The 19,443-nt window shown below is 39.9% G+C and carries 19 protein-coding genes and 1 riboswitch; of the genes, 17 read left to right on the top strand and 2 right to left on the bottom strand.

What is annotated here, in order from left to right; translation table 11 throughout:
• Positions 1–143 precede the first annotated feature (143 nt).
• Both sigX and ACQKMF_RS05710 read left to right on the top strand, forming a co-directional pair.
• Positions 144–704: an RNA polymerase sigma factor SigX gene (gene sigX / locus ACQKMF_RS05705; protein ID WP_101223453.1), complete on the top strand. Its 561-nt coding sequence runs from the start codon at positions 144–146 to the stop codon at positions 702–704.
• Positions 670–1,893, top strand: a complete 1,224-nt coding sequence (locus tag ACQKMF_RS05710; protein ID WP_402938224.1) for a hypothetical protein — start codon at positions 670–672, stop codon at positions 1,891–1,893. The genes sigX and ACQKMF_RS05710 overlap by 35 nt, the downstream gene beginning before the upstream one ends.
• Before the next feature lie 134 nt (positions 1,894–2,027).
• On the opposite strand, the gene serA is transcribed toward ACQKMF_RS05710, so the two are convergent.
• Entirely contained in the window at positions 2,028–3,602 is a 1,575-nt protein-coding gene (gene serA / locus ACQKMF_RS05715) for a phosphoglycerate dehydrogenase (RefSeq protein WP_427572103.1), read from the bottom strand.
• A gap of 342 nt (positions 3,603–3,944) precedes the next feature.
• Positions 3,945–4,080: riboswitch (FMN riboswitch) on the top strand.
• 166 nt (positions 4,081–4,246) lie between these two features.
• Between serA and ACQKMF_RS05720 the strand changes: the two genes are divergently transcribed.
• Positions 4,247–4,828, top strand: a complete 582-nt coding sequence (locus ACQKMF_RS05720) for an ECF transporter S component (protein ID WP_101222448.1) — start codon at positions 4,247–4,249, stop codon at positions 4,826–4,828.
• Positions 4,829–4,955: 127 nt separating this feature from the next.
• Here the strand turns inward: ACQKMF_RS05720 and ACQKMF_RS05725 are convergent, their stop codons facing one another.
• Positions 4,956–5,204 (bottom strand): ferredoxin, encoded by a 249-nt coding sequence (locus ACQKMF_RS05725; protein ID WP_034308087.1) that lies wholly within the window; start codon positions 5,202–5,204, stop codon positions 4,956–4,958.
• Positions 5,205–5,494: 290 nt separating this feature from the next.
• Between ACQKMF_RS05725 and ACQKMF_RS05730 the strand changes: the two genes are divergently transcribed.
• The 14 genes from ACQKMF_RS05730 (at position 5,495) to ypeB (ending at position 19,379) form a co-directional block, all read left to right on the top strand.
• On the top strand, positions 5,495–6,556 hold the full coding sequence (locus tag ACQKMF_RS05730) for a helix-turn-helix domain-containing protein (RefSeq protein ID WP_427572104.1): 1,062 nt from the start codon (positions 5,495–5,497) through the stop codon (positions 6,554–6,556).
• Positions 6,557–6,558: 2 nt separating this feature from the next.
• Entirely contained in the window at positions 6,559–8,061 is a 1,503-nt protein-coding gene (locus ACQKMF_RS05735; protein ID WP_427572106.1) for a RecQ family ATP-dependent DNA helicase, read from the top strand.
• Positions 8,051–8,677, top strand: coding sequence for a CPBP family intramembrane glutamic endopeptidase (locus ACQKMF_RS05740; RefSeq protein WP_101222445.1), 627 nt, complete (start codon positions 8,051–8,053; stop codon positions 8,675–8,677). The genes ACQKMF_RS05735 and ACQKMF_RS05740 overlap by 11 nt, the downstream gene beginning before the upstream one ends.
• Positions 8,655–9,437 (top strand): LysM peptidoglycan-binding domain-containing protein, encoded by a 783-nt coding sequence (locus tag ACQKMF_RS05745; RefSeq protein ID WP_402938213.1) that lies wholly within the window; start codon positions 8,655–8,657, stop codon positions 9,435–9,437. Before ACQKMF_RS05740 ends, ACQKMF_RS05745 begins: the two co-directional genes overlap by 23 nt.
• A 142-nt stretch (positions 9,438–9,579) precedes the next feature.
• A complete protein-coding gene (locus tag ACQKMF_RS05750; RefSeq protein ID WP_034308074.1) occupies positions 9,580–10,038 on the top strand; it encodes a YpbF family protein in 459 nt (152 codons plus the stop codon).
• Between the two features lie 94 nt (positions 10,039–10,132).
• Complete coding sequence (locus tag ACQKMF_RS05755; protein ID WP_402938208.1) at positions 10,133–10,948, top strand: metallophosphoesterase; 816 nt, start codon at positions 10,133–10,135, stop codon at positions 10,946–10,948.
• Positions 10,949–11,046: 98 nt separating this feature from the next.
• Positions 11,047–11,940 (top strand): MerR family transcriptional regulator, encoded by an 894-nt coding sequence (locus tag ACQKMF_RS05760; RefSeq protein ID WP_101222441.1) that lies wholly within the window; start codon positions 11,047–11,049, stop codon positions 11,938–11,940.
• An 89-nt stretch (positions 11,941–12,029) separates the two neighbouring features.
• On the top strand, positions 12,030–12,605 hold the full coding sequence (locus ACQKMF_RS05765; RefSeq protein WP_101222440.1) for a genetic competence negative regulator: 576 nt from the start codon (positions 12,030–12,032) through the stop codon (positions 12,603–12,605).
• Between the two features lie 269 nt (positions 12,606–12,874).
• Complete coding sequence (locus tag ACQKMF_RS05770; RefSeq protein ID WP_048681753.1) at positions 12,875–14,152, top strand: Glu/Leu/Phe/Val family dehydrogenase; 1,278 nt, start codon at positions 12,875–12,877, stop codon at positions 14,150–14,152.
• 150 nt (positions 14,153–14,302) lie between these two features.
• Complete coding sequence (locus ACQKMF_RS05775; protein WP_101222439.1) at positions 14,303–15,271, top strand: YpdA family putative bacillithiol disulfide reductase; 969 nt, start codon at positions 14,303–14,305, stop codon at positions 15,269–15,271.
• Positions 15,272–15,297: 26 nt separating this feature from the next.
• Complete coding sequence (locus ACQKMF_RS05780) at positions 15,298–16,263, top strand: asparaginase (protein ID WP_402938202.1); 966 nt, start codon at positions 15,298–15,300, stop codon at positions 16,261–16,263.
• Between the two features lie 97 nt (positions 16,264–16,360).
• A complete protein-coding gene (prsW, locus tag ACQKMF_RS05785; protein ID WP_101222437.1) occupies positions 16,361–17,047 on the top strand; it encodes a glutamic-type intramembrane protease PrsW in 687 nt (228 codons plus the stop codon).
• 125 nt (positions 17,048–17,172) lie between these two features.
• Positions 17,173–18,009 carry a spore cortex-lytic enzyme gene (sleB, locus tag ACQKMF_RS05790; RefSeq protein WP_101222436.1) on the top strand — a complete coding sequence of 279 codons (837 nt, stop codon included), beginning with the start codon at positions 17,173–17,175 and terminating at the stop codon, positions 18,007–18,009.
• A 14-nt stretch (positions 18,010–18,023) separates the two neighbouring features.
• Positions 18,024–19,379: a germination protein YpeB gene (gene ypeB / locus ACQKMF_RS05795; protein WP_402938198.1), complete on the top strand. Its 1,356-nt coding sequence runs from the start codon at positions 18,024–18,026 to the stop codon at positions 19,377–19,379.
• The last annotated feature ends 64 nt before the right edge of the window (positions 19,380–19,443 follow it).

Here is a 19,443-nt window from a genome sequence, read left to right on the forward strand (position 1 = left end):
TTTCTTTCCAACTTGCCTTTGTTTTTTTTAGGAAAGTCCCGAATATGTGGAAATTAACGGAATTTTATAATAATATAAAAGCCGAAGTATGTAACTTTTATTTAGGATTGACGACTATATTTATGAACGGATGTGGGGAAATGATGGATTCCGTTTTCCACGATCTTTATGAGAAATATCATCAGGAAATTTATCAATTCATTTTTTATATGACCAAGAATCGAGAAACGGCTGAGGACCTTGTTCAGGAGGTCTATATCCGGGTGATGAAGGCGTATGAACGCTTCGAAGGAAAGAGCAGTGAAAAAACGTGGATGTATTCGATTGCTAGAAATGTGACGATTGATTATTTTCGGAAACAAAAAGGGTGGAAAGACAAAATCTTTCCCAACTTTGATTGGGATAGGCAATTGATAAAAGATAAAGAACCCATTCCCGAAGAAGTGGCTATCATGAACGATGAAATCCAAGATATTTATCAATGCCTAAACCGGTGTACCACGAATCAAAGATCCGTCATCATTTTACGATATATTCAGGGATTGTCCATTACGGAAACTGCTGAAGTATTGAATTGGAGTGAAAGTAAGGTAAAAACAACCCAGCACCGTGCTTTGAAGGCTATTAAAAAGTTGATGGAGGATTTATCAGGAAAGGAGGGCCACCGCATTGAGAAGGTCCCGTTGGAAAGAAAGCGAAATTGAAGACTTGCTCCGAGAGCTTCCGAAATTTAAAGATGACCGAACCAAGGCAGAGGTGTTTGCGAGAATACATGATAAAAAGAGAAAGAAACACTGGATACCTCTAATTGCGGGTGTTGCCTCCTTATTCTTAATGGTTGTTTTGGCATCATCGTTAATTATCGAAAAAAAAGGAACGACAAGTCAAGAGGACAGCGGCAGTAGTGGGAAATTATCTCTATCTGAAAATAAGGAAACGGCAGATCATGAACGGCAGGATGCAAGCAACAAAGAAATTCCTCCAGAAGATAAAAAGGATTATCAAGAGTTTTCGAGTAAGCAAGCAAAAATTGAATCTAAAGACGAGGTTTCAGAAATGGAACCCGGAAAAGGGAAAAAGGAAAAAAACTTTGCACAAGCGATTTATCAAAATGACCTTAACGATGCATCGATCATTACGATGGGGATCCCAGATGATCAAATGAATTTCATCGTTCCCATTTCAATTAAACTCAAAGATTACGATCAAAGTGATACATTGAAACAGTTAGTTAATCAAATGTCCGATATCAATGAAGAGCAATATGGGCTATCTGATTATTTTCCACTTGATATAAAGATTAGCCAAGGAAACGATACGGCCACTGCTCATATTGACTTTCAAGAAAAAAGCCAACTATTGGATGAAGATACACTTTTTCTCCATTCGTTGGAGGAGACTCTTTCCTATAATAATATAGAGAAAATGACATTTTCTACAGATGGTGAGCAAGGTGCCATGTTTGCGCATGCGGGATATTTAAAGGAGTTGGATATACCTCATCAAAAAAATCGCACATACCTGCTTTACCAGAAGGATGAGTCCTCCCCAAGGTTTCTTGTTCCAAGCAATATGGGATATCAGGACTTTGAGGAAGCGCTGCAGGCTGGAAAAGGGGAGGCAGACATCGAGGGAATTTCACCTGCAATCCCGCCTGACCTGAAATGGGAAAGGATAAGCTCGAATGGAGATCTTGTGATCATTCAATTATCAGATCAAGCTGCTATTGAAAATAGTGAGGAATCCCTTCAAGCTTTAGAAGCCATCCTCTTCATAGCTAAGGATTTTGGTTTTGAAAAAGTGAAGTTTGAAAATGCTCCAATTGAAGAGGTAGGCCAGCTGAATTTAACTGAAGACATATTGGTGCCCAAAGCTCCGAACCAAGTGAATTGATGCAGCGGGGGCTTAGATTTAATAAATATGAAGGCTTTTCATATGATGGTGCGTTATAAACACACTGTCCATGGTAAGCAAAAGCCACTTGCATTCACAGAAAAAGTGCCCGCGCTGACGGGCACTTTTTTGTCTTATAATGAAATACGGGCCATGAATGTAATTTCTTCCGTTTCCATTAAAAATTGTTTCATGTTATCTTCCAATGGTAAATCAAAGCTCAAAACCATGATGGCTTCCCCGCCAGCTTCTTTACGGCCAACCTGCATGGTGGCGATATTCACTCCGTGATCACCCAGGACCTTACCTACGTTACCGATTACACCAGGTTTATCGGTATGCTGGATATAAAGTAAATTCGGTTCTGGATGAAAGTCGATTTTGAAACCATTCAAACTTACAATTCGAGAACCGTAATTTTCGATATAGGTCCCACTGATCGTTAATTCACGGTGGTCACCTTTTACTTTAAGGCTGATCAAATTCGAGTAACCTAAAGAGTTCGTAGAGATTTTTTCACCAACGGTTATGCCACGCTCTTTTGCGATCAACAAGGCATTCACTTCATTTACAGATGCATCGACTCTTGATCTGAAAAAGCCGGAGATTAGACTTTTTGTAAGAATCGCTGTATCGAAATCCAATGATTCTCCGGCATACGTAACGGAGATCTCCTGAATTCCTTCATTCATGCACTGAGAAGCAATGGATCCCATTTGCTGAACAAGTTGATAGAATGGCTGTACTTTTTCAAACACTTCTTTAGATATGGCTGGCAGGTTGATCGAACTTGAGACTGGATTTCCTTCGAAATAGGTCAATACCTCCTGGGCAACCTGTACGGCAACATTTAATTGGGCTTCTTTAGTTGAAGCACCCAGATGAGGTGTAGCAATGACGCTATCCAGTTCAAGCAGTTTATGGCCAATTGGAGGTTCTTCGACGAAAACGTCCAGTGCCGCCCCTGCGACATGTCCTTGAACTAACATTTCATATAAATCATCTTCGTCCAGAATACCGCCCCGGGCGCAGTTAAGTACATAAACCCCTTTTTTACAGGTAAGCAGTTTTTCTTTATTGATTAATCCTCTAGTTTCATTCGTAAGTGGTGTATGAACAGTAACGATGTCTGCTTTAGGAAGCAATTCATCTAACGGCAGGGCAGTTACGGACATTTTCTTTGCACGATCGACAGTAAGGAACGGATCATAGACAATGACATCCATGCCGAATACCTTAGCGCGTTTGGCAATTTCCCCTCCGATACGTCCAAAGCCAACTATTCCTAATGTTTTACCACGAAGTTCAGTACCCGTATATGAAGAACGTTTCCACTCCCCATTCTTCAGTGAAGCATAAGCTTGCGGAATGTGGCGCATTAATGATGCCATCATGGCGAATGTATGTTCAGCTGTTGAAATGGTGTTGCCGTCAGGTGCATTAACCACGACAATCCCGCGTTTTGTCGCCGAGGGGATATCTATGTTATCAACACCGACACCAGCGCGTGCTATAATTTTTAGCTGCGGCATACGGTTCATTAAATCCTCTGAAACCTTCGTAGCACTTCTTACAAGAATTGCATCAATCTGATCAAGTTCGTTTGCAGCTTCCTCTACGGTCTTTTGAATAAGATGAATATTGGATGCCTCAGATAGCGGTCCGAGTCCTTCTGGTTTAATGGCGTCTGCTACTAAAATCCGATACACGACTTAACACCTTCCTAGGAAAAAATTATCTTAAATTTCAGTTAATTTTACAATTGAAATGCTGAATATGTCAATTTGGCTTAACTGGATGTAAGCGCTTAATAGAATGGTAATCTTCTGATCATCTGTTTAATGTCGCGATATAAATGGCTTCATCAAGGATTGAATAGTGTAAAAAAATAATTTTTATTATTTCGAATCTTCATTTTGTGTATCCACTATTTATTTTAAGCCATTCACTGTGACGATCGATATTCATACTGAATGAATCAACTGAGAAAAAAAGTGCTATCAAAAAACAGGTAATTCAGATATAATGGGAAGTATAAAAAAATTTTATAGATCTATCTTCGGGGCGGGGCGCAATTCCCCACCGGCGGTGATGAAGAGTTTCTTCTTCTAAGCCCGCGAGCCTTACAAGGCAGGATTTGGTGCGATTCCAAAGCCGACAGTATAGTCTGGATGGGAGAAGATGGAGGTTCCTGAGTGCGTTTCAACAGTTATTTGCTGAACGTTTGTTTGATGTAACCTTTAATTTATCCCTTTAATTCTATTGGAATTAAAGGTTTTTTTATTGAACATCAACATATTTTGGAACCCTAACCTCTTTTTCAGGTAGATCGGAAAAAGAAGGAGAGAGACCTATGAAAAAGAACAAAGTGAAAAAAACGGTCACACTTGCCATGATGGGAAGCATTTCTTATTTATTGATGCTTTTAAATTTCCCGTTTCCGGGATTCCCGCCTTTTCTCAATGTTGATTTTAGCGACATACCAGCACTGATGGCGGCATTGATTTTCGGACCGATGGCTGGAATTCTAGTCGAGTTCATTAAGAACCTATTGGATTTAGTCATGACAGGGACCTTGACTGCTGTACCTGTGGGGCATATCGCTAACTTCATAGCCGGAATACTGTTTGTCTTGCCGACTTATTATGTATTTCAGAAAATCAATTCAAAAAAAGGGATGACATTCGCTTTACTTGCGGGAACAGTTTCCATGGCAGTATTCATGAGTGTTTTAAACTATTATGTCTTCTTACCGGCTTATACCTTCTTTATGGGATGGGATGCAATGTCGGCACCCGAGTCAAGAAAGCTCGTTACGACGGCAATCTTGCCTTTCAATGTGATAAAAGGCGTACTCATCACATCCGTATTCATGTTGCTGTTCATTAAATTACAGACATGGATCAATAAACAAACATTATATAAAAATGCTTAATGGCATTAACGATAGAAATAAAAAAACAACCGGATATTCGTATTCGGTTGTTTTTTTATGCCTGTTTCATTTTGGGATGGGGAGATGGCAAAAAAAAAGCCATTTTCGATTGAAAATGGCTTGTACGTTATTCGAATTTAAGTGCATCTCCGTCAAATGCCTCGTCAGCAACTTTAATAGAATCCGTTGGGCATCCTTCAAATGCATCCATCATGTCATCTATAAGTACATCAGGAATTTCAACGATTCCCTCGTTATCGTCAAGGGTAACAAATGCAATCCCTTCGTCATCGTAATCATATATATCTGGTGCCGCTGCTCCGCAAGCTCCACAAGCTATGCATGTTTCTTTATCCACAATAGTAAATTTAGCCATGAATATAACCCCTCCTAAGTTGATTGACAACTGATAATCTTTTTATTTCAGATTATTATCTCTTTCTTATTGTAAGACCGAATGCCAAACTTTTCAATAGAAATTGTATTGATAATAACTATCATGTAGCACAATGTCAACGGAAAACATCGAAATACTTAACTTGGTTCTTTCCATGATTCGTCATTTAGTCACATAATTTTCCTTGTATTCATCAATAATAACGGCGATTTTTGCAGTTATTTGTTACAATGGGTTTATTGGTTAAATGAAACAAGGATGTGAGTCCCATGAATAATTATCTACAGGCCATCATTCTATATGCGATAAAAAAATTTCAAGGCGAACGCTCCATTTATGCTATATACCATATGCTGCAGGGGAAGAAATCGTCACAAACAATCCAGGATGCCCATTTATTCGGGCTAACAGATATTTTTGGGACAATACCTCGATTTACCCGTCAGCAATTAAATCAAAACATTGAACATTTACTTAAGCATGACTTGATTAAATTAACGGATAAACCAGATGCATATGAAATTAGTATGCAAGGTGAAGGAATGTTAGTCGATTACTTTAAAAATAATCCTTTTCCGGCGTATATTAATGGTTGGAAATATCACAATATCATCCCGGTTTTCTGGGGAAGGTTAAACTTACTCATTCAAACCATATCCCATATTGTCCACAATGAAAGACGTTTTTATCCGATACAAAGAAATCCCAAAATCCAATTCTTCGTAAAGGAATTTTTACATGCCAATCGTCAGGATCGAGCATTGATAGCCCAACATCTATATGATGAACTGATATCCCTTTTAGAAAGTCAAAGTGATATGAAACGAGACATATTCATTTTGAAAATAACCGGGATAAACAGGATTGGACTTACGTTTGAACAGATTGCAAAAAGGAAGGATGTAGAAGAAGAGTATGTCCGCTTTACATTCCTTGACTCATTGCATCAAATGCTTGCTGAAATGGAAACGGGAAAGGATTACCCTCTCTTGTCCACATTAACAAATGATTGGAAAAGTAGTGGGAATCCTCATTTGACACAATCTACACAGGCTACTTTACGATACATCCATGAAGGGAAAAGTCTGGGTGAAATTGCTGAAATCCGCAGATTGAAAGTCAACACCATCGAAGATCACCTCGTAGAAATTGTCTTATCGGACAAGAGTTTTCCGATTTCAGATTATGTGAATATCGAGGATGAGAGGAAAATTGCTGAAGCTATTAAGGAACTTGGAACAAAAAAGCTTAAAGCAATCAAGCAGATGGTCGATAATAAAGAGATAAGCTTTTTCCAAATAAGACTTGTACTTGCGAAAATAGGTGAGTGATGATGAATATAGAACGAGTCCTCAAAGAAAAATTCGGTTTTGATGAATTCCGTCCTGGACAAAAGGAAGTGGTTGAATCATTGATGTCCGGCAATCATACCTTAGCGATGCTACCGACCGGATCAGGTAAATCATTATGCTACCAGCTGCCGGCTTATCTTTTAAATAAGACTGTCCTAATTGTCTCCCCATTATTATCATTAATGCAGGATCAGGCAGATCAGCTGAAGATGAGTGGCGAAAAAAGTGTATTGACCCTCAACTCTTTTTTGACATTAAATCAAAAAAGGAAAGCTTTCGACCGGTTGCATAGTTATCGTTTTATCTTTTTATCTCCTGAAATGTTAAGCCTGGATGGTGTAATAAAATCCTTGAAATCCATAGATATAGGTTTGTTCGTCATAGATGAAGCTCACTGCATCTCACAATGGGGGTATGATTTCCGTCCGGATTATTTGAATTTAGGAGAAGTGAGGCGTGAATTGAACAATCCGTTGACTCTTGCCCTGACAGCAACTGCAACCGCTGAGGTCCGGAGGGACATCGTTGGTAATCTCAATATTGAGCCGGTCAATGAAACGGTATCATCTGTTGATCGGGAAAATATCGCAATTATTGTCGAGCGAATGTTCAGCTACGATGAGAAGCTAGCACGTGTGCTGGAGCTTGTCAGGAAATTTACCGGAAGCGGGATTATTTATTTTTCCTCTAAAAAAGTGGCGGAATCTGTCACAGGATTTTTACAGGAAAACGGGATTGATAGTGTCAATTATTATCACGGTGGAATGGAACAGGAACAAAGGATGCTGATTCAGCAGCAATTCATTTCTGGCCAGTTAAAGATTATATGTGCAACAAGTGCTTTTGGAATGGGTGTGAATAAATCCGATGTCAGATATGTTATCCATTTTCATATCCCATCGACGATGGAAGCATATCTTCAGGAGATAGGCAGGGCGGGACGGGATCGTAAGCAAAGTGTGGCTGTCTTATTATATAGCGAAGGGGATGAAGGGCTTCCGCTGCATTTGATGGAGCAGCAGTTGCCTTCGGATTCGCAAATCGATGGTGTATGTTCTTTCCTTAATGCATCACAAAAGATTCCGGTGAATTTGACCCTTTCAGAAAAAGAACAGCTGTCTCAATCCTTTTCGTTAAACGAAGTCCAGCTGCGTTTTTTTACCCAGTTTACGGGAAATAACCTACATCAAGTGGCTGAGATGAAAGAGTATTGTCAAAAGAGGAAATCCAGGAATCAAGAAAAGCTGCATAACTTCCTGCACTGGATCTATGCACCGGAATGTCGACGTTTAGGAATACTGGACTACTTTGGAGAAGAGCATCGGGAAGTGAATCCCATCTGTTGTGATATTTGTGGGATGGATACCGAAAAAATGGCTGATGTATGGCCGGAAGTCAAGGTGGATCCGGTCAATTCCTTTTCCTCGTGGAAAAAGGAATTGGCTTATATCTTATTAAAGAAGGAATATGGCAATGAAAAATAAGCAAGCTGAAATGATTAAACAACTTACAGATAAACAGTTGCTATTTAATTTGTTTCTTACACAAATTATTCTCTTAACGTTAGCCATCTTTTTAGGTATTATTTTATTTAAAGACCGTTCTGCCTTTTTCGACTTATTTATCTATGATGACCTGAACATTTTGCTGATTGGAATTCCCGCAGGAGTCATTGTCGTGCTATTTGACTTATTGCTTATGAAAGTGACACCCTCTTCCTATCAGGATGATGGTGGTATTAACGAACGCATTTTCAGTAATTTGTCATACCCGATGATTTTTGTCGTAGCTTTAGTGGTGGCGATTAGCGAAGAATTATTATTCCGTGGAGTGCTGCAAACACATTTTGGTTTGCTTCTTACGAGCCTCATTTTTGCAGCCGTCCATTATCGTTACCTTTTTAATTGGTTTTTATTTTTGAATGTTTTGGTTTTAAGCTTCTTTATCGGTTTTCTATTTGAAATGACTAATAATATCATCGTGACGATTACGGCCCACTTTTTGATTGACTTTATCCTTGGTATTTTAATCAGGAACAAAAAGCAAAGAGGGTTGAGCAAGAAAGGGGGTGACTTGAATGAGCCGGGTACAAAAGAATGAAAAAGAAAATGATCAGGCTGGTGAACTTCGTTCGCGAATTGAACGTCAGAAGGCTAAATCATCATTGCCCAAGCGCAGCAAAGTCCACCAGAATAAAAAGAAAAAAAGTAAAGTGAAGATTAAGTTCCCAATGATACAATTATTAGCGTTATTTTTTATTTTGCTTCCAATTGGATTTTATACCCTTTATACATATCTGCAGGATAGGCCTGTACCTGTTACTAAAAGTGACCAAGTCGTCTTAAAAGAGGAAGATAAAGAATCGATTCCAACTACAGCAACGGCAGAGGACTTAAAGGAAAAAGAGTCGGCAAAGGCTGAAGCGGAGAAAGAGAAAGAAGAAGCTGAGGCTAAAGCCAAAGCGCAGCAAGAAGCTAAGGAAAAAGCCAAGGCAAAGCAAGAAGCTGAAGAAAAGGCTAAAGTGCAGCGAGAAGCTGAGGCTAAAGCCAAAGCGCAGCAAGAAGCAGAGGAAAAGGCCAAAGCACAGCAAGAAGCAGCGGAAAAGGCCAAAGCACAGCAAGAAGCTGAGGAAAAGGCAAAGAAAGCAGCAGCAGAAAAGAAAAATGTACAAGCCGCTAAAACGGATAAAGAGGGATACAAAGTTGTCTTACATACTGTTCAAGGTGAAGAAACATTATTTCGCATTTCCATGAATTACTACAAATCACAGGAAGGGATTGCTCTGATCAGGGAGTGGAATGGGCTGAATGGCAATGAAATTTCCAAAGGTCAAGTATTGAAAATTCCAATCAAGAAATAATGATGGCACTCTGTCTTTTATAGGCAGGGTGTTTTTAAAATTGTTTGACTCGGTAAGTATGAAGGCAATCGTGTCAGGTACATTATCATTTTTTCCTCTACTCTTTCATATCATGATTTGAAAGAGCAGAGGAGGAAATGCGATGGAATCGACAATCATTTTACTGGATGAGAAAACGGATCAAGCAACAAAACAAATGCTGCAAAATGTCGTGGATCGGAAGAAAAAATTCGAGGCACTTAAAAAGAAGCACCTTCAAAGCTTATGGGCAACCATGATTGTTGCTGTCCTTTTTATGATTTATCTTTATTTTTATATCGTTGTACCTTATTCCTATTCCTTTTTCAGTATGTTTAGTGTTTTCGTCGACCATTTTAGCCATTTCCTTTTTTTGGCGGCAGCAATTGGTCTATATGGATATATGGTTTTAATTAAAAAAAAGCTAGATAAAGCTGAAAAGGAGTTTCAACTGCTACGCTGTGAAATCATTAACAAAAGTAAGCAATTGTGGGAAAAAGAGGAAGAATGGAAAAATCGCCATAAGGTTTTTGAAATGATGAAGAAGAATTATGATATTAACTTATATCATGAAAATAAATGATGTTCGCGTTAAATCATATTTAATTGCGGGTAATACCGTTTTATGGTTATATGAAAGTACGTTTGGATAAGGATGGAAAGAAGGTTTAACGAAGATGTTATGGTTATCTGGATTATTTTTAATCATCATCCTGCTGTCATTTGCCACGATCTTTTACATGTGGCGTACGGCTATGCAAGATAGGGTGATTTCTCAAGACCTATATTTTAAAGACTTTCCTGAAGGCTTTGGCGATGTGCGGATTTTTTTCATTTCCGATCTTCATCGGCGAATCGTTGCGGATAAATTGATTGAGGAAACACGTGACAAGGCAGATTTGGTGATAATCGGCGGTGACATTAGGGAAAGCGGGGTTCCCTTAGAACGTGTGGAAAAAAATTTATTGAAACTAAAAGAACTTGGTCCCCTTTATTTTGTTTGGGGTAATAATGATTATGAAGGCGACTTCCATGAACTGGATGCGACTCTTTTGAAACATGGGGTGAAGATCCTTGATAATACAGCTGTTTCTTTTGAGTCTCAGAATGGCAGTAAAATCGCTCTTCTGGGCATTGATGATATATCGGAAGAACGTGATAGGCTTGACCTTGCCCTGTCGGATTGCGGGAATGAAGATTTCCGGATTTTGGTGAGCCATAATCCATTGGTGAAGAAACAGTTGACTCCGGAACACCATATTAGTCTTGTCCTGTCAGGTCACACCCATGGCGGGCAGATTCGCATATTCGGATTCGGGCCCTATCAAATCGGAAGCGTTAAAAAAGAGGGGGACTGTATATATATGACGAGTAATGGCTATGGGACAAGCGCAGTGCCTTTAAGGCTTGAAGCTAAGCCTGAAACGCACCTCTTCACCCTGAAAAGGGGGACAGACACTGAAATAGGCGAAGCTGTGGAAAAATCCTATTAGGCTGCTTTTAAGCGAGCATACCGGGATTTTACAGACCTTGAAAAATCCACTATAATTTCATCAAATGATCGTACAGTTATTGGAGGCCTTGTAAAACCATGCAAGAAGGTAAATATAATATAAAGGCAGTATCAAAACTGCTGGACATTCAGTCGGGAACCCTTAGGGCTTGGGAAAGGCGCTATAAATTTATCGAACCTGTCAGGAATGAATCGGGGCACCGGCTGTATACTGAAAAACATCTGCAAATCCTTAAGTGGCTCATTACTAAAACAAAGCAAGGTTTTACAATAAGCCAAGCCGTTTCACTTCTCGAAAGTACAGGCACTCTAGCGCCTGGAGTTCCTGAAACGAACCGTAAGGATGAACAAACGGTTAAGTTATCGGATGAATTGATTGAAGCTCTATTAAATTTCAATGAAAATAAAGCCCATATGCTGATAAGCCAAGCATTCAGTATGTATACAATCGAACAAACCATAGTTGAAATACTCGGTTCAATATTGGTTCAGATTGGGGATAAGTGGGAAAGGGGAGAAATTACTTCCGCTCATGAACACTTTGCGTCGAACATCCTAAAATCCAGGATCAGTTCAGTCATGCATGCGATTCCGACTAATGGTTTCCTTCCGAAAGCCCTTACCGTTTGTGCTCCCGGTGAAAAACATGAATTTGGACTGTTGGTCTTCACCATTTTTTTGAAGCGGAAAGGGTATGAAACCATTTATTTAGGTGAATCCATTGCTGATAAGGACCTTTTCACCGTTTTAAACATCATAAAGCCCTCATACCTATTCATGTCATGTTCACTGAAAGAGAATCTTGATGGAACATTTATGCTGCTTGAATCGTTAATAAAGGATTTCCCGGATTTGAAGGTGGGTCTTGGCGGTGCGGCGCTGAGCGATATATCCGAAGAAAACCGTACGGCCTTCAGCGGAGTTTTAATGGGGGACACGCAATCTAAATGGGAGGAATGGCTGAAAGGTTAGCTGCGCCGCTTAGGCGAAATAATGGATATGCACCCTGCGACCAAGGCTTCATATGATGTATGAAGATGGTAACCAGGGGGCATTTTTTTATGAAGCTGGAGCGATTAACCAATAATAAAATCAAGATTTTTTTGACCCTTGATGATTTAATTGATAGAGGCATTACAAAAGAAGATATTTTAGGGAATTCCTTAAAGGTCCACAAGCTATTTCAGGATATGGTCGAAGAAGCATGCGAAGAACTCAGCTTTAAAATGAGTGGCTCCATTGCAATTGAAATTTTCTCCTTGCCTGCTCAAGGATTGATAATCATTGTGACAAAGGACGAAGAGGAATTATTGACAGATGAAGAGGAGTACTTGGATTTACAAGTGAAAATTGATGACTTCCCCCATATTCTGTATGTTTTCAATGACTTTGAAGATATCGTCCAATTATCTCACAGATTATCTTTTCAAGGTTTGCTTAAAAGTACTCTTTATCATTTTGAGGGAAGATACTATTTACTTATCGAAAATGTTAAAGACACCACCTACGACACGGTCATATCCTTAGCGGCTGAGTATGGCCATGCATCTACATTGACACTCTGCCGCATAAACGAATACGGAACATGTATAATCGAAAATGAAGCGATACATGTTTTGCTCACACACTTCAGTTGATGTAAAACGAATGAGACAAGGCAGCCACATTAGGAAAAAACAATGCGGTTTGCCTTATTTGTCTCAGCCCTCGGCCGAAGAAGATATACGGTTAAAGTGTATGAAAACAGTTGATATGATAACGTTTTCATTTTTAGAATATTTCCAACTTTTAAATTCCCATTTTTACTCTTGCATATCTGTATCGAAGGTGTATACTAGCACATGAAGAGGACTATTTGTACATTATAGATTTTATATATGGATGAGATTTTCTAGGAGGTACTTTAATGGAATCGGCAAAAGGCAATAGCCATGTAAATGAAGAAGAAAAACACGACGTACTGAGGTCTACCCAAACTGTAATACATAAAGCTTTGGATAAGCTGGGTTACCCGGAAGAAGTTTTTGAGCTGTTGAAGGAACCATTGCGCTTATTAACGGTGAAGATACCAGTCCGCATGGATGATGGCTCGGTTAAGATTTTCACGGGTTACCGTGCACAGCATAACGATGCTGTTGGGCCTACAAAAGGTGGTATCCGTTTTCACCCTAATGTAACGGAACGTGAAGTGAAGGCATTATCCATTTGGATGAGTTTGAAATGCGGCATCGTTGATTTGCCATACGGCGGGGGTAAAGGCGGTATCGTATGTGATCCTCGTAATATGTCATTCCGTGAGCTTGAAAGGCTGAGCCGGGGCTATGTTCGCGCAATTAGCCAAATCGTTGGGCCGACTAAAGATATCCCGGCACCTGATGTTTTCACAAACTCTCAAATCATGGCTTGGATGATGGACGAATACAGCCGTATGGATGAATTCAACTCGCCAGGATTCATTACGGGTAAACCGCTAGTGCTTGGTGGTTCCCATGGCCGTGAATCAGCGACTGCCAAGGGTGTAACGATTTGTATCAATGAAGCTGCCAAGAAACGCGGCATCGATATTAAAGGGGCACGGGTCGTCATTCAAGGTTTTGGTAACGCAGGTAGTTTCTTAGCTAAATTCATGCACGACGCTGGTGCTAAAGTTATTGGGATTTCGGATGCATATGGCGCTCTTCATGATCCTGAAGGCTTGGATATCGATTATCTTCTCGATCGGAGAGATAGTTTCGGAACCGTAACGAAATTGTTTAAAAGCACAATTTCTAATAAAGAACTGCTTGAATTGGAATGTGATATTCTAGTTCCGGCTGCAATTGAAAACCAAATCACTGAAGAAAATGCTGCAGATATCAAAGCATCGATCGTTGTCGAGGCAGCTAACGGACCAACAACAATTGAAGCGACACAAATCCTAACGGATCGCGGAATCCTTCTTGTTCCTGATGTCCTTGCTTCTGCTGGTGGTGTTACGGTTTCTTACTTCGAATGGGTACAAAATAACCAAGGGTATTACTGGTCTGAAGAAGAAGTGGACGAAAAGCTGGAAAAAATCCTTGTGAAATCCTTTAATAATATATATGAACTTGCACAATCAAGACGTGTAGATATGCGCCTAGCTGCTTATATGATTGGCGTAAGAAAAATGGCTGAAGCTTCTCGCTTCCGCGGTTGGATCTAAAAACTTCAAATCATGTATTAATTATAGTTAAAATCATGTTCATTGCTTTATCATTGAAATGATTTGTAAAAACTCCTATCATGTATTGATAGGAGTTTTTATATTTAGACGAACGAATTACATAGTGCATGGAAAGGCAGTGGAATAAAGATGAATGTTGAAGAAGTCATTATCATAGGTGGGGGCCCTTGTGGATTGGCTGCTGCAATCGCTCTTAAAGAAGTGGGAATACAGTCCCTGATCATTGAAAAAGGCAATGTGGTTGATTCCATTTACCGTTATCCGACACATCAAACATTTTTCAGTTCGAGTGAAAAACTGGAGATTGGTGATATCGCTTTTATAATCGAAAACCGTAAACCGGTCCGCAATCAGGCGCTAGCCTATTATAGGGAGGTAGTCAGAAGGAAAGAATTGCGGGTCAATAAATTCGAAAAAGTGGAGAAAGTGGAAAAGCGTGAAGATGGGAAGTTTTTAGTCAAGACATCGAAGAGTGACTATACTGCTCTGCATGTCATCGTATCGACCGGATACTATGATCATCCGAACTATATGTGCATACCGGGTGAACAGCTTCCAAAAGTGTTTCATTACTTCAAGGAGGGCCACCCCTACTTTAATTGTGATGTTGCCGTCATCGGTGGCAAAAACTCAAGCGTGGATGCAGCTCTGGAATTGGTCAAATCAGGAGCAAGGGTTTCAGTCCTTTATAGAGGATCGGATTACTCTCGAAGTGTCAAACCTTGGATCCTTCCCGAATTCGAATCATTGGTACGCAATGGAACGATCAAGATGGAGTTTAATGCGAATGTTGACAGGATAACGGAAGACAGCGTCATCTATCATGTCGGCGATGAGGAAAAAGTCATTAAAAATGATTTTGTATTTGCTATGACTGGATACCATCCTGATCATTCATTTTTAGCTTCAATGGGCATTACTATTGATAAGGAGACTGGAAGGCCCGCATATAACGAGGAAACGATGGAGACGAACGTTAAAGGTCTTTATATTGCAGGAGTTCTGGCAGCCGGAAATAATGCGAACGAAATCTTCATCGAGAACGGCAGGTTCCATGGTGGATTGATTGCTTATCATTTGGCTGTTAAAGAAAAGTGATTATATAAATAAGGAGCTGGGACCGTATGGATAAAATATCATTAATAACGACTGGTGGGACTATTGCCAGTAAAGCAACAGCGAATGGTATGTTGGCCTCTGGTGCATTGACTGGCCATGAATTGGCAGCACTTTGCGAATTGCCCAACGATATCGAGGTTAAAGTGGTTGATCTTTTCCAGATTTCAAGCATGTCCATGTCCTTCGAGAAAATGCAGCAGCTTAAATCAGCCATTCAAAAGGAATTGGAGGATCCTGATGTCACGGGAATCGTCGTGACCCACGGTACGGATACACTTGAGGAAACGGCTTATTTCCTTGATGTCACGACTAAGGATCAACGTCCAATCGTAATAACCGGCTCACAACGTTCTCCTCAAGACGTGGGCACCGATGTATACTCCAATCTAAGGAATTCGATATTATGCGCTGCGAGTGATCTTATAAGGGATGTCGGAGTAGTAGTCGTTTTTAATGAGCGAATCTATTCAGCCAAGTATGTCAAAAAAGTTCATGCTTCCAATTTGCAGGGGTTCGTATCTTTTGGCTATGGATATTTGGGGATAATTGATAATGATGTCGTCAGCATCTATCAAAAACCATTACATAGGGAGTGTTATGATATTGGGGATTGCATTCCCAGGGTGGATATCATCAAGTGCCATACAGGCGCTGATGGCCTCTTTATTGATGCTGCGGTTGCAAACGGTGCGAAAGGCATCGTGCTCGAGGGTGTAGGAAGGGGACAGGTTACCCCTGTAATGGTAACTTCCATACAGGCTGCAATCGATAAAGGCATAACGATCATCATGACTACAAGTGCGGAGGAAGGAAAAGTTTACCCAGCTTATGATTATGAAGGCAGCGCATTTGATCTAAAACAACGCGGTGTGATATTAGGCGCAGACTATGACAGCAAGAAGGCCCGGATCAAGTTAGCTGTCATGCTGGCAAGCGAAAACACTATAGATGAGATCTTCTTTAAATACTGAAGGATAAAATAAAATTTGGAAGACTTGATTCTTGGATTCAGTTTTTCTTCATTCCATGGTACGATTAAGGAAACGAAGATGAAAAGAGGGTCAGCTAATGCTGGTCATGTTGTCAGCGGCCATTGCGCCTGGATTGGCGCTACTGAGCTATTTTTATTTGAAAGATCAATATGAAACCGAACCGATATCGGTTGTGGTCAAAACATTTTTATTCGGTGTCTTTCTTGTATTGCCGATTATGTTCATACAGTATGTGCTCGAAACCGAACATATCTTGAATACCGATTTAGCAAATGCTTTTTTATGGGCTGCACTGCTTGAGGAATTCTTCAAGTGGTTCATACTCATTTATGTCATTTATCAGCATGTAGCATTCGATGAGCCGTATGATGGGATTGTTTACGGAGCTGCAGTCTCCCTTGGATTCGCTACAATGGAGAATATTTTGTATCTGTTGGCCAACGGGGTGGAACATGCTTTTCTCAGGGCCATTCTCCCTGTATCCAGTCACGCTTTGTTCGGTGTGATCATGGGATATTATTTGGGCAAGGCGAAATTTTCAGCATCGAATAATAAGGTCTATTTATCATTGGCATTGATCATACCAATTTCGTTACATGGGGTTTACGATTATATTTTAGTTTCCCAAAAATTTTGGGTTTACTTTATCATGCCATTCATGATTTATCTATGGTGGCTAGGCATGAAAAAAGTAAAGAAAGCACGTTTGTTGTCTGACTTTCATGCTGAAAAACTTTCTCAAAATCAATTCCTAAGCAAATGAAGAATACTATCAAAACGGAGTGCTGGCATATTTTGCCCGCTCCGTTTTTTTTATGTTTGGAATAAAAAAGCCAGTAAAGAAGAAAATAGAATTACATTAATTCAAGAAAAAGAGGAGTGTTTTTGATGAAAGGAATTTCGTCAAATTGGAAATGGCTTTTGCTGTTTTCGTGTATTACTATTTGTTTCGGAATTTACCCGGAAACAAGAACAAATGCCTTTTCGAGCCAAATCATTCAAAAAGGTGCGGTTGGAGACGATGTAATTGAACTGCAGGCACGCCTACAAAACATCGGTTACTATAATGGAAAGATTGATGGAGCCTATGGATGGGGCACTTATTGGGCACTTCGGAATTTTCAACAAGATTTCGGGCTTCCAATAGATGGTTTGGCAGGGACTACAACAAAACAGAAGTTGACGAATGCCTCTAATTTCAATAAAGAATTTGTTCACGAACAGATCAATAAAGGGAACGAATTCACCTATTATGGGGGAGTCCCCATTGAAAATCAGGTAAAAGCGAAAGGAAATGGCACTACGTCTGGAGGGGCCGCTTCCGGAAAAGCTCCTTCCAAAACAACTACAGCCAATCTTCCAGGAGGATATTCTCAAAACGATATACAGTTGATGGCCAATGCAGTTTATGGAGAAGCACGAGGGGAGCCATATACAGGTCAGGTTGCCGTTGCGGCAGTAATACTGAATCGAGTGGAAAGTGCTGCTTTTCCTAATACCATTTCGGGAGTGATTTTTGAACCTGGGGCCTTTACGGCTGTTGCGGATGGACAGATTTGGCTGACACCGAACGAAAGGGCGAAAGAAGCCGTGGTGGATGCTATCAATGGATGGGATCCAAGCGGTAATGCAGAATATTATTTTAACCCCGACACGGCAACAAGCAAATGGATCTGGTCAAGGGAACAAATTAAAAGAATCGGAAAACATATCTTTTGTAAGTAAAGAGGTGAAGGAAAATGATCAGGAATATAGTGATTGCCCTGCTTGTTGTAGTTGTTGCGGGAACTGCATTCTGGGGCTATCAAGAACATAAGGAAAAAAATGCTGTATTAATCAACGCTGAAAATACGTATCAGCGAGCCTTTCATGATTTAAGCTATCAAGTGGATTTATTGCATGATAAGGTCGGCGGTACTTTGGCCATGAATTCACGTTATTCATTAAGTCCGGCTTTAACGGATGTTTGGCGTATCACTTCCGAAGCCCAAAGTGATGTCGGGCAGTTGCCATTGACCTTACTTCCTTTTAATAAGACCGAAGAATTTTTATCGAAAATTGCAGACTTCAGTTATAAAACAGCAGTACGTGACCTTGAAAAAGAACCATTGAATGATAAGGAATATGCGACTCTACAATCCTTGTACACACAGGCAGGGGACATCCAGGGCGAGTTAAGAAAAGTGCAATATCTAGTCCTGAAAAACAATTTAAGATGGATGGATGTCGAAATGGCTCTTGCATCAGGGAAAGAAAATTCGGATAACACGATCATCGACGGATTAAAGACGGTGGAGAAAAAAGTATCTGGGTACGGCGAAACGAATGAGATGAATCCGACTTTTACATCTGCACAACAGAGGGATGAAAACTTTAAAAATTTGCAAGGTGAAACCATAACAAAAAAAGAAGCCATTGCGACAGCTAAAAACTATGCACACTCAAAAAGCAGAAATTTGCAGGTGAATGTGGAGGAAAACGGAAAAGGTTCCGATTTTGGATTTTATAGTGTGAGCATCCTCGATAAAGATTCCGATACCGAATTGAATATGGATTTGACAAAAAAAGGCGGTTACCCTATTTGGTATATCAATAATAGGGACGTGAATAAAACAAATATTGATTTGAATCAAGCCTATACAAAAGCCGAAGAATTTTTAAAGGAACATGATTTCAGTTCACTTGAATTATTTGAAAGTGCTCAGTACGATAATATCGCGTTATTGAATTTCGTGACATCAGAAAATGGCGTCAAGATTTATCCGGATTCAGTCAAGGTCAAAGTCGCATTGGATGATGGATCAATTATTGGATTTTCAGCCGACGAGTATTTAAAATCACATAAAACCAGGGAATTAGCGAATCCGAACATATCCGAGAAAGAAGCTAAGGACAAAATCAACAATAATGTAAAAATAATGGAAGAAGGAAAAGCGTTAATCACCAATGATATTGGTGAAGAAGTCCTATGTTATGAATTTCTCGGTACGATTAAAGATGATACCTACCGTATTTTCATTAATGCAGATACCGGTCAAGAAGAAAAGGTGGAAAAATTAAAGAATTCCGAACCGATATACGAGAATTTAATTTAATGTTAATTGTTAACATGAATCATTAGTTGCAGGGAAATGTGCTTAGTCGCTTTCCCTTTTTCTT

The sequence above is a fragment of the Peribacillus sp. NPDC101480 genome (assembly GCF_050277335.1).
Taxonomy (GTDB): Bacteria; Bacillota; Bacilli; order Bacillales; family DSM-1321; genus Peribacillus.

What these genes read in the sequence shown, in the direction of transcription:
- sigX (WP_101223453.1), top strand. Translation starts at nt 144, where the DNA reads ATGGATTCCGTTTTCCACGATCTTTATGAGAAATATCATCAGGAAATT.
- ACQKMF_RS05720 (WP_101222448.1), top strand. Translation starts at nt 4,247, where the DNA reads ATGAAAAAGAACAAAGTGAAAAAAACGGTCACACTTGCCATGATGGGA.
- ACQKMF_RS05725 (WP_034308087.1), bottom strand. Translation starts at nt 5,204, where the DNA reads ATGGCTAAATTTACTATTGTGGATAAAGAAACATGCATAGCTTGTGGA.
- ACQKMF_RS05730 (WP_427572104.1), top strand. Translation starts at nt 5,495, where the DNA reads ATGAATAATTATCTACAGGCCATCATTCTATATGCGATAAAAAAATTT.
- ACQKMF_RS05735 (WP_427572106.1), top strand. Translation starts at nt 6,559, where the DNA reads ATGAATATAGAACGAGTCCTCAAAGAAAAATTCGGTTTTGATGAATTC.
- ACQKMF_RS05740 (WP_101222445.1), top strand. Translation starts at nt 8,051, where the DNA reads ATGAAAAATAAGCAAGCTGAAATGATTAAACAACTTACAGATAAACAG.
- ACQKMF_RS05745 (WP_402938213.1), top strand. Translation starts at nt 8,655, where the DNA reads ATGAGCCGGGTACAAAAGAATGAAAAAGAAAATGATCAGGCTGGTGAA.
- ACQKMF_RS05750 (WP_034308074.1), top strand. Translation starts at nt 9,580, where the DNA reads ATGGAATCGACAATCATTTTACTGGATGAGAAAACGGATCAAGCAACA.
- ACQKMF_RS05755 (WP_402938208.1), top strand. Translation starts at nt 10,133, where the DNA reads ATGTTATGGTTATCTGGATTATTTTTAATCATCATCCTGCTGTCATTT.
- ACQKMF_RS05760 (WP_101222441.1), top strand. Translation starts at nt 11,047, where the DNA reads ATGCAAGAAGGTAAATATAATATAAAGGCAGTATCAAAACTGCTGGAC.
- ACQKMF_RS05765 (WP_101222440.1), top strand. Translation starts at nt 12,030, where the DNA reads ATGAAGCTGGAGCGATTAACCAATAATAAAATCAAGATTTTTTTGACC.
- ACQKMF_RS05770 (WP_048681753.1), top strand. Translation starts at nt 12,875, where the DNA reads ATGGAATCGGCAAAAGGCAATAGCCATGTAAATGAAGAAGAAAAACAC.
- ACQKMF_RS05775 (WP_101222439.1), top strand. Translation starts at nt 14,303, where the DNA reads ATGAATGTTGAAGAAGTCATTATCATAGGTGGGGGCCCTTGTGGATTG.
- ACQKMF_RS05780 (WP_402938202.1), top strand. Translation starts at nt 15,298, where the DNA reads ATGGATAAAATATCATTAATAACGACTGGTGGGACTATTGCCAGTAAA.
- prsW (WP_101222437.1), top strand. Translation starts at nt 16,361, where the DNA reads ATGCTGGTCATGTTGTCAGCGGCCATTGCGCCTGGATTGGCGCTACTG.
- sleB (WP_101222436.1), top strand. Translation starts at nt 17,173, where the DNA reads ATGAAAGGAATTTCGTCAAATTGGAAATGGCTTTTGCTGTTTTCGTGT.
- ypeB (WP_402938198.1), top strand. Translation starts at nt 18,024, where the DNA reads ATGATCAGGAATATAGTGATTGCCCTGCTTGTTGTAGTTGTTGCGGGA.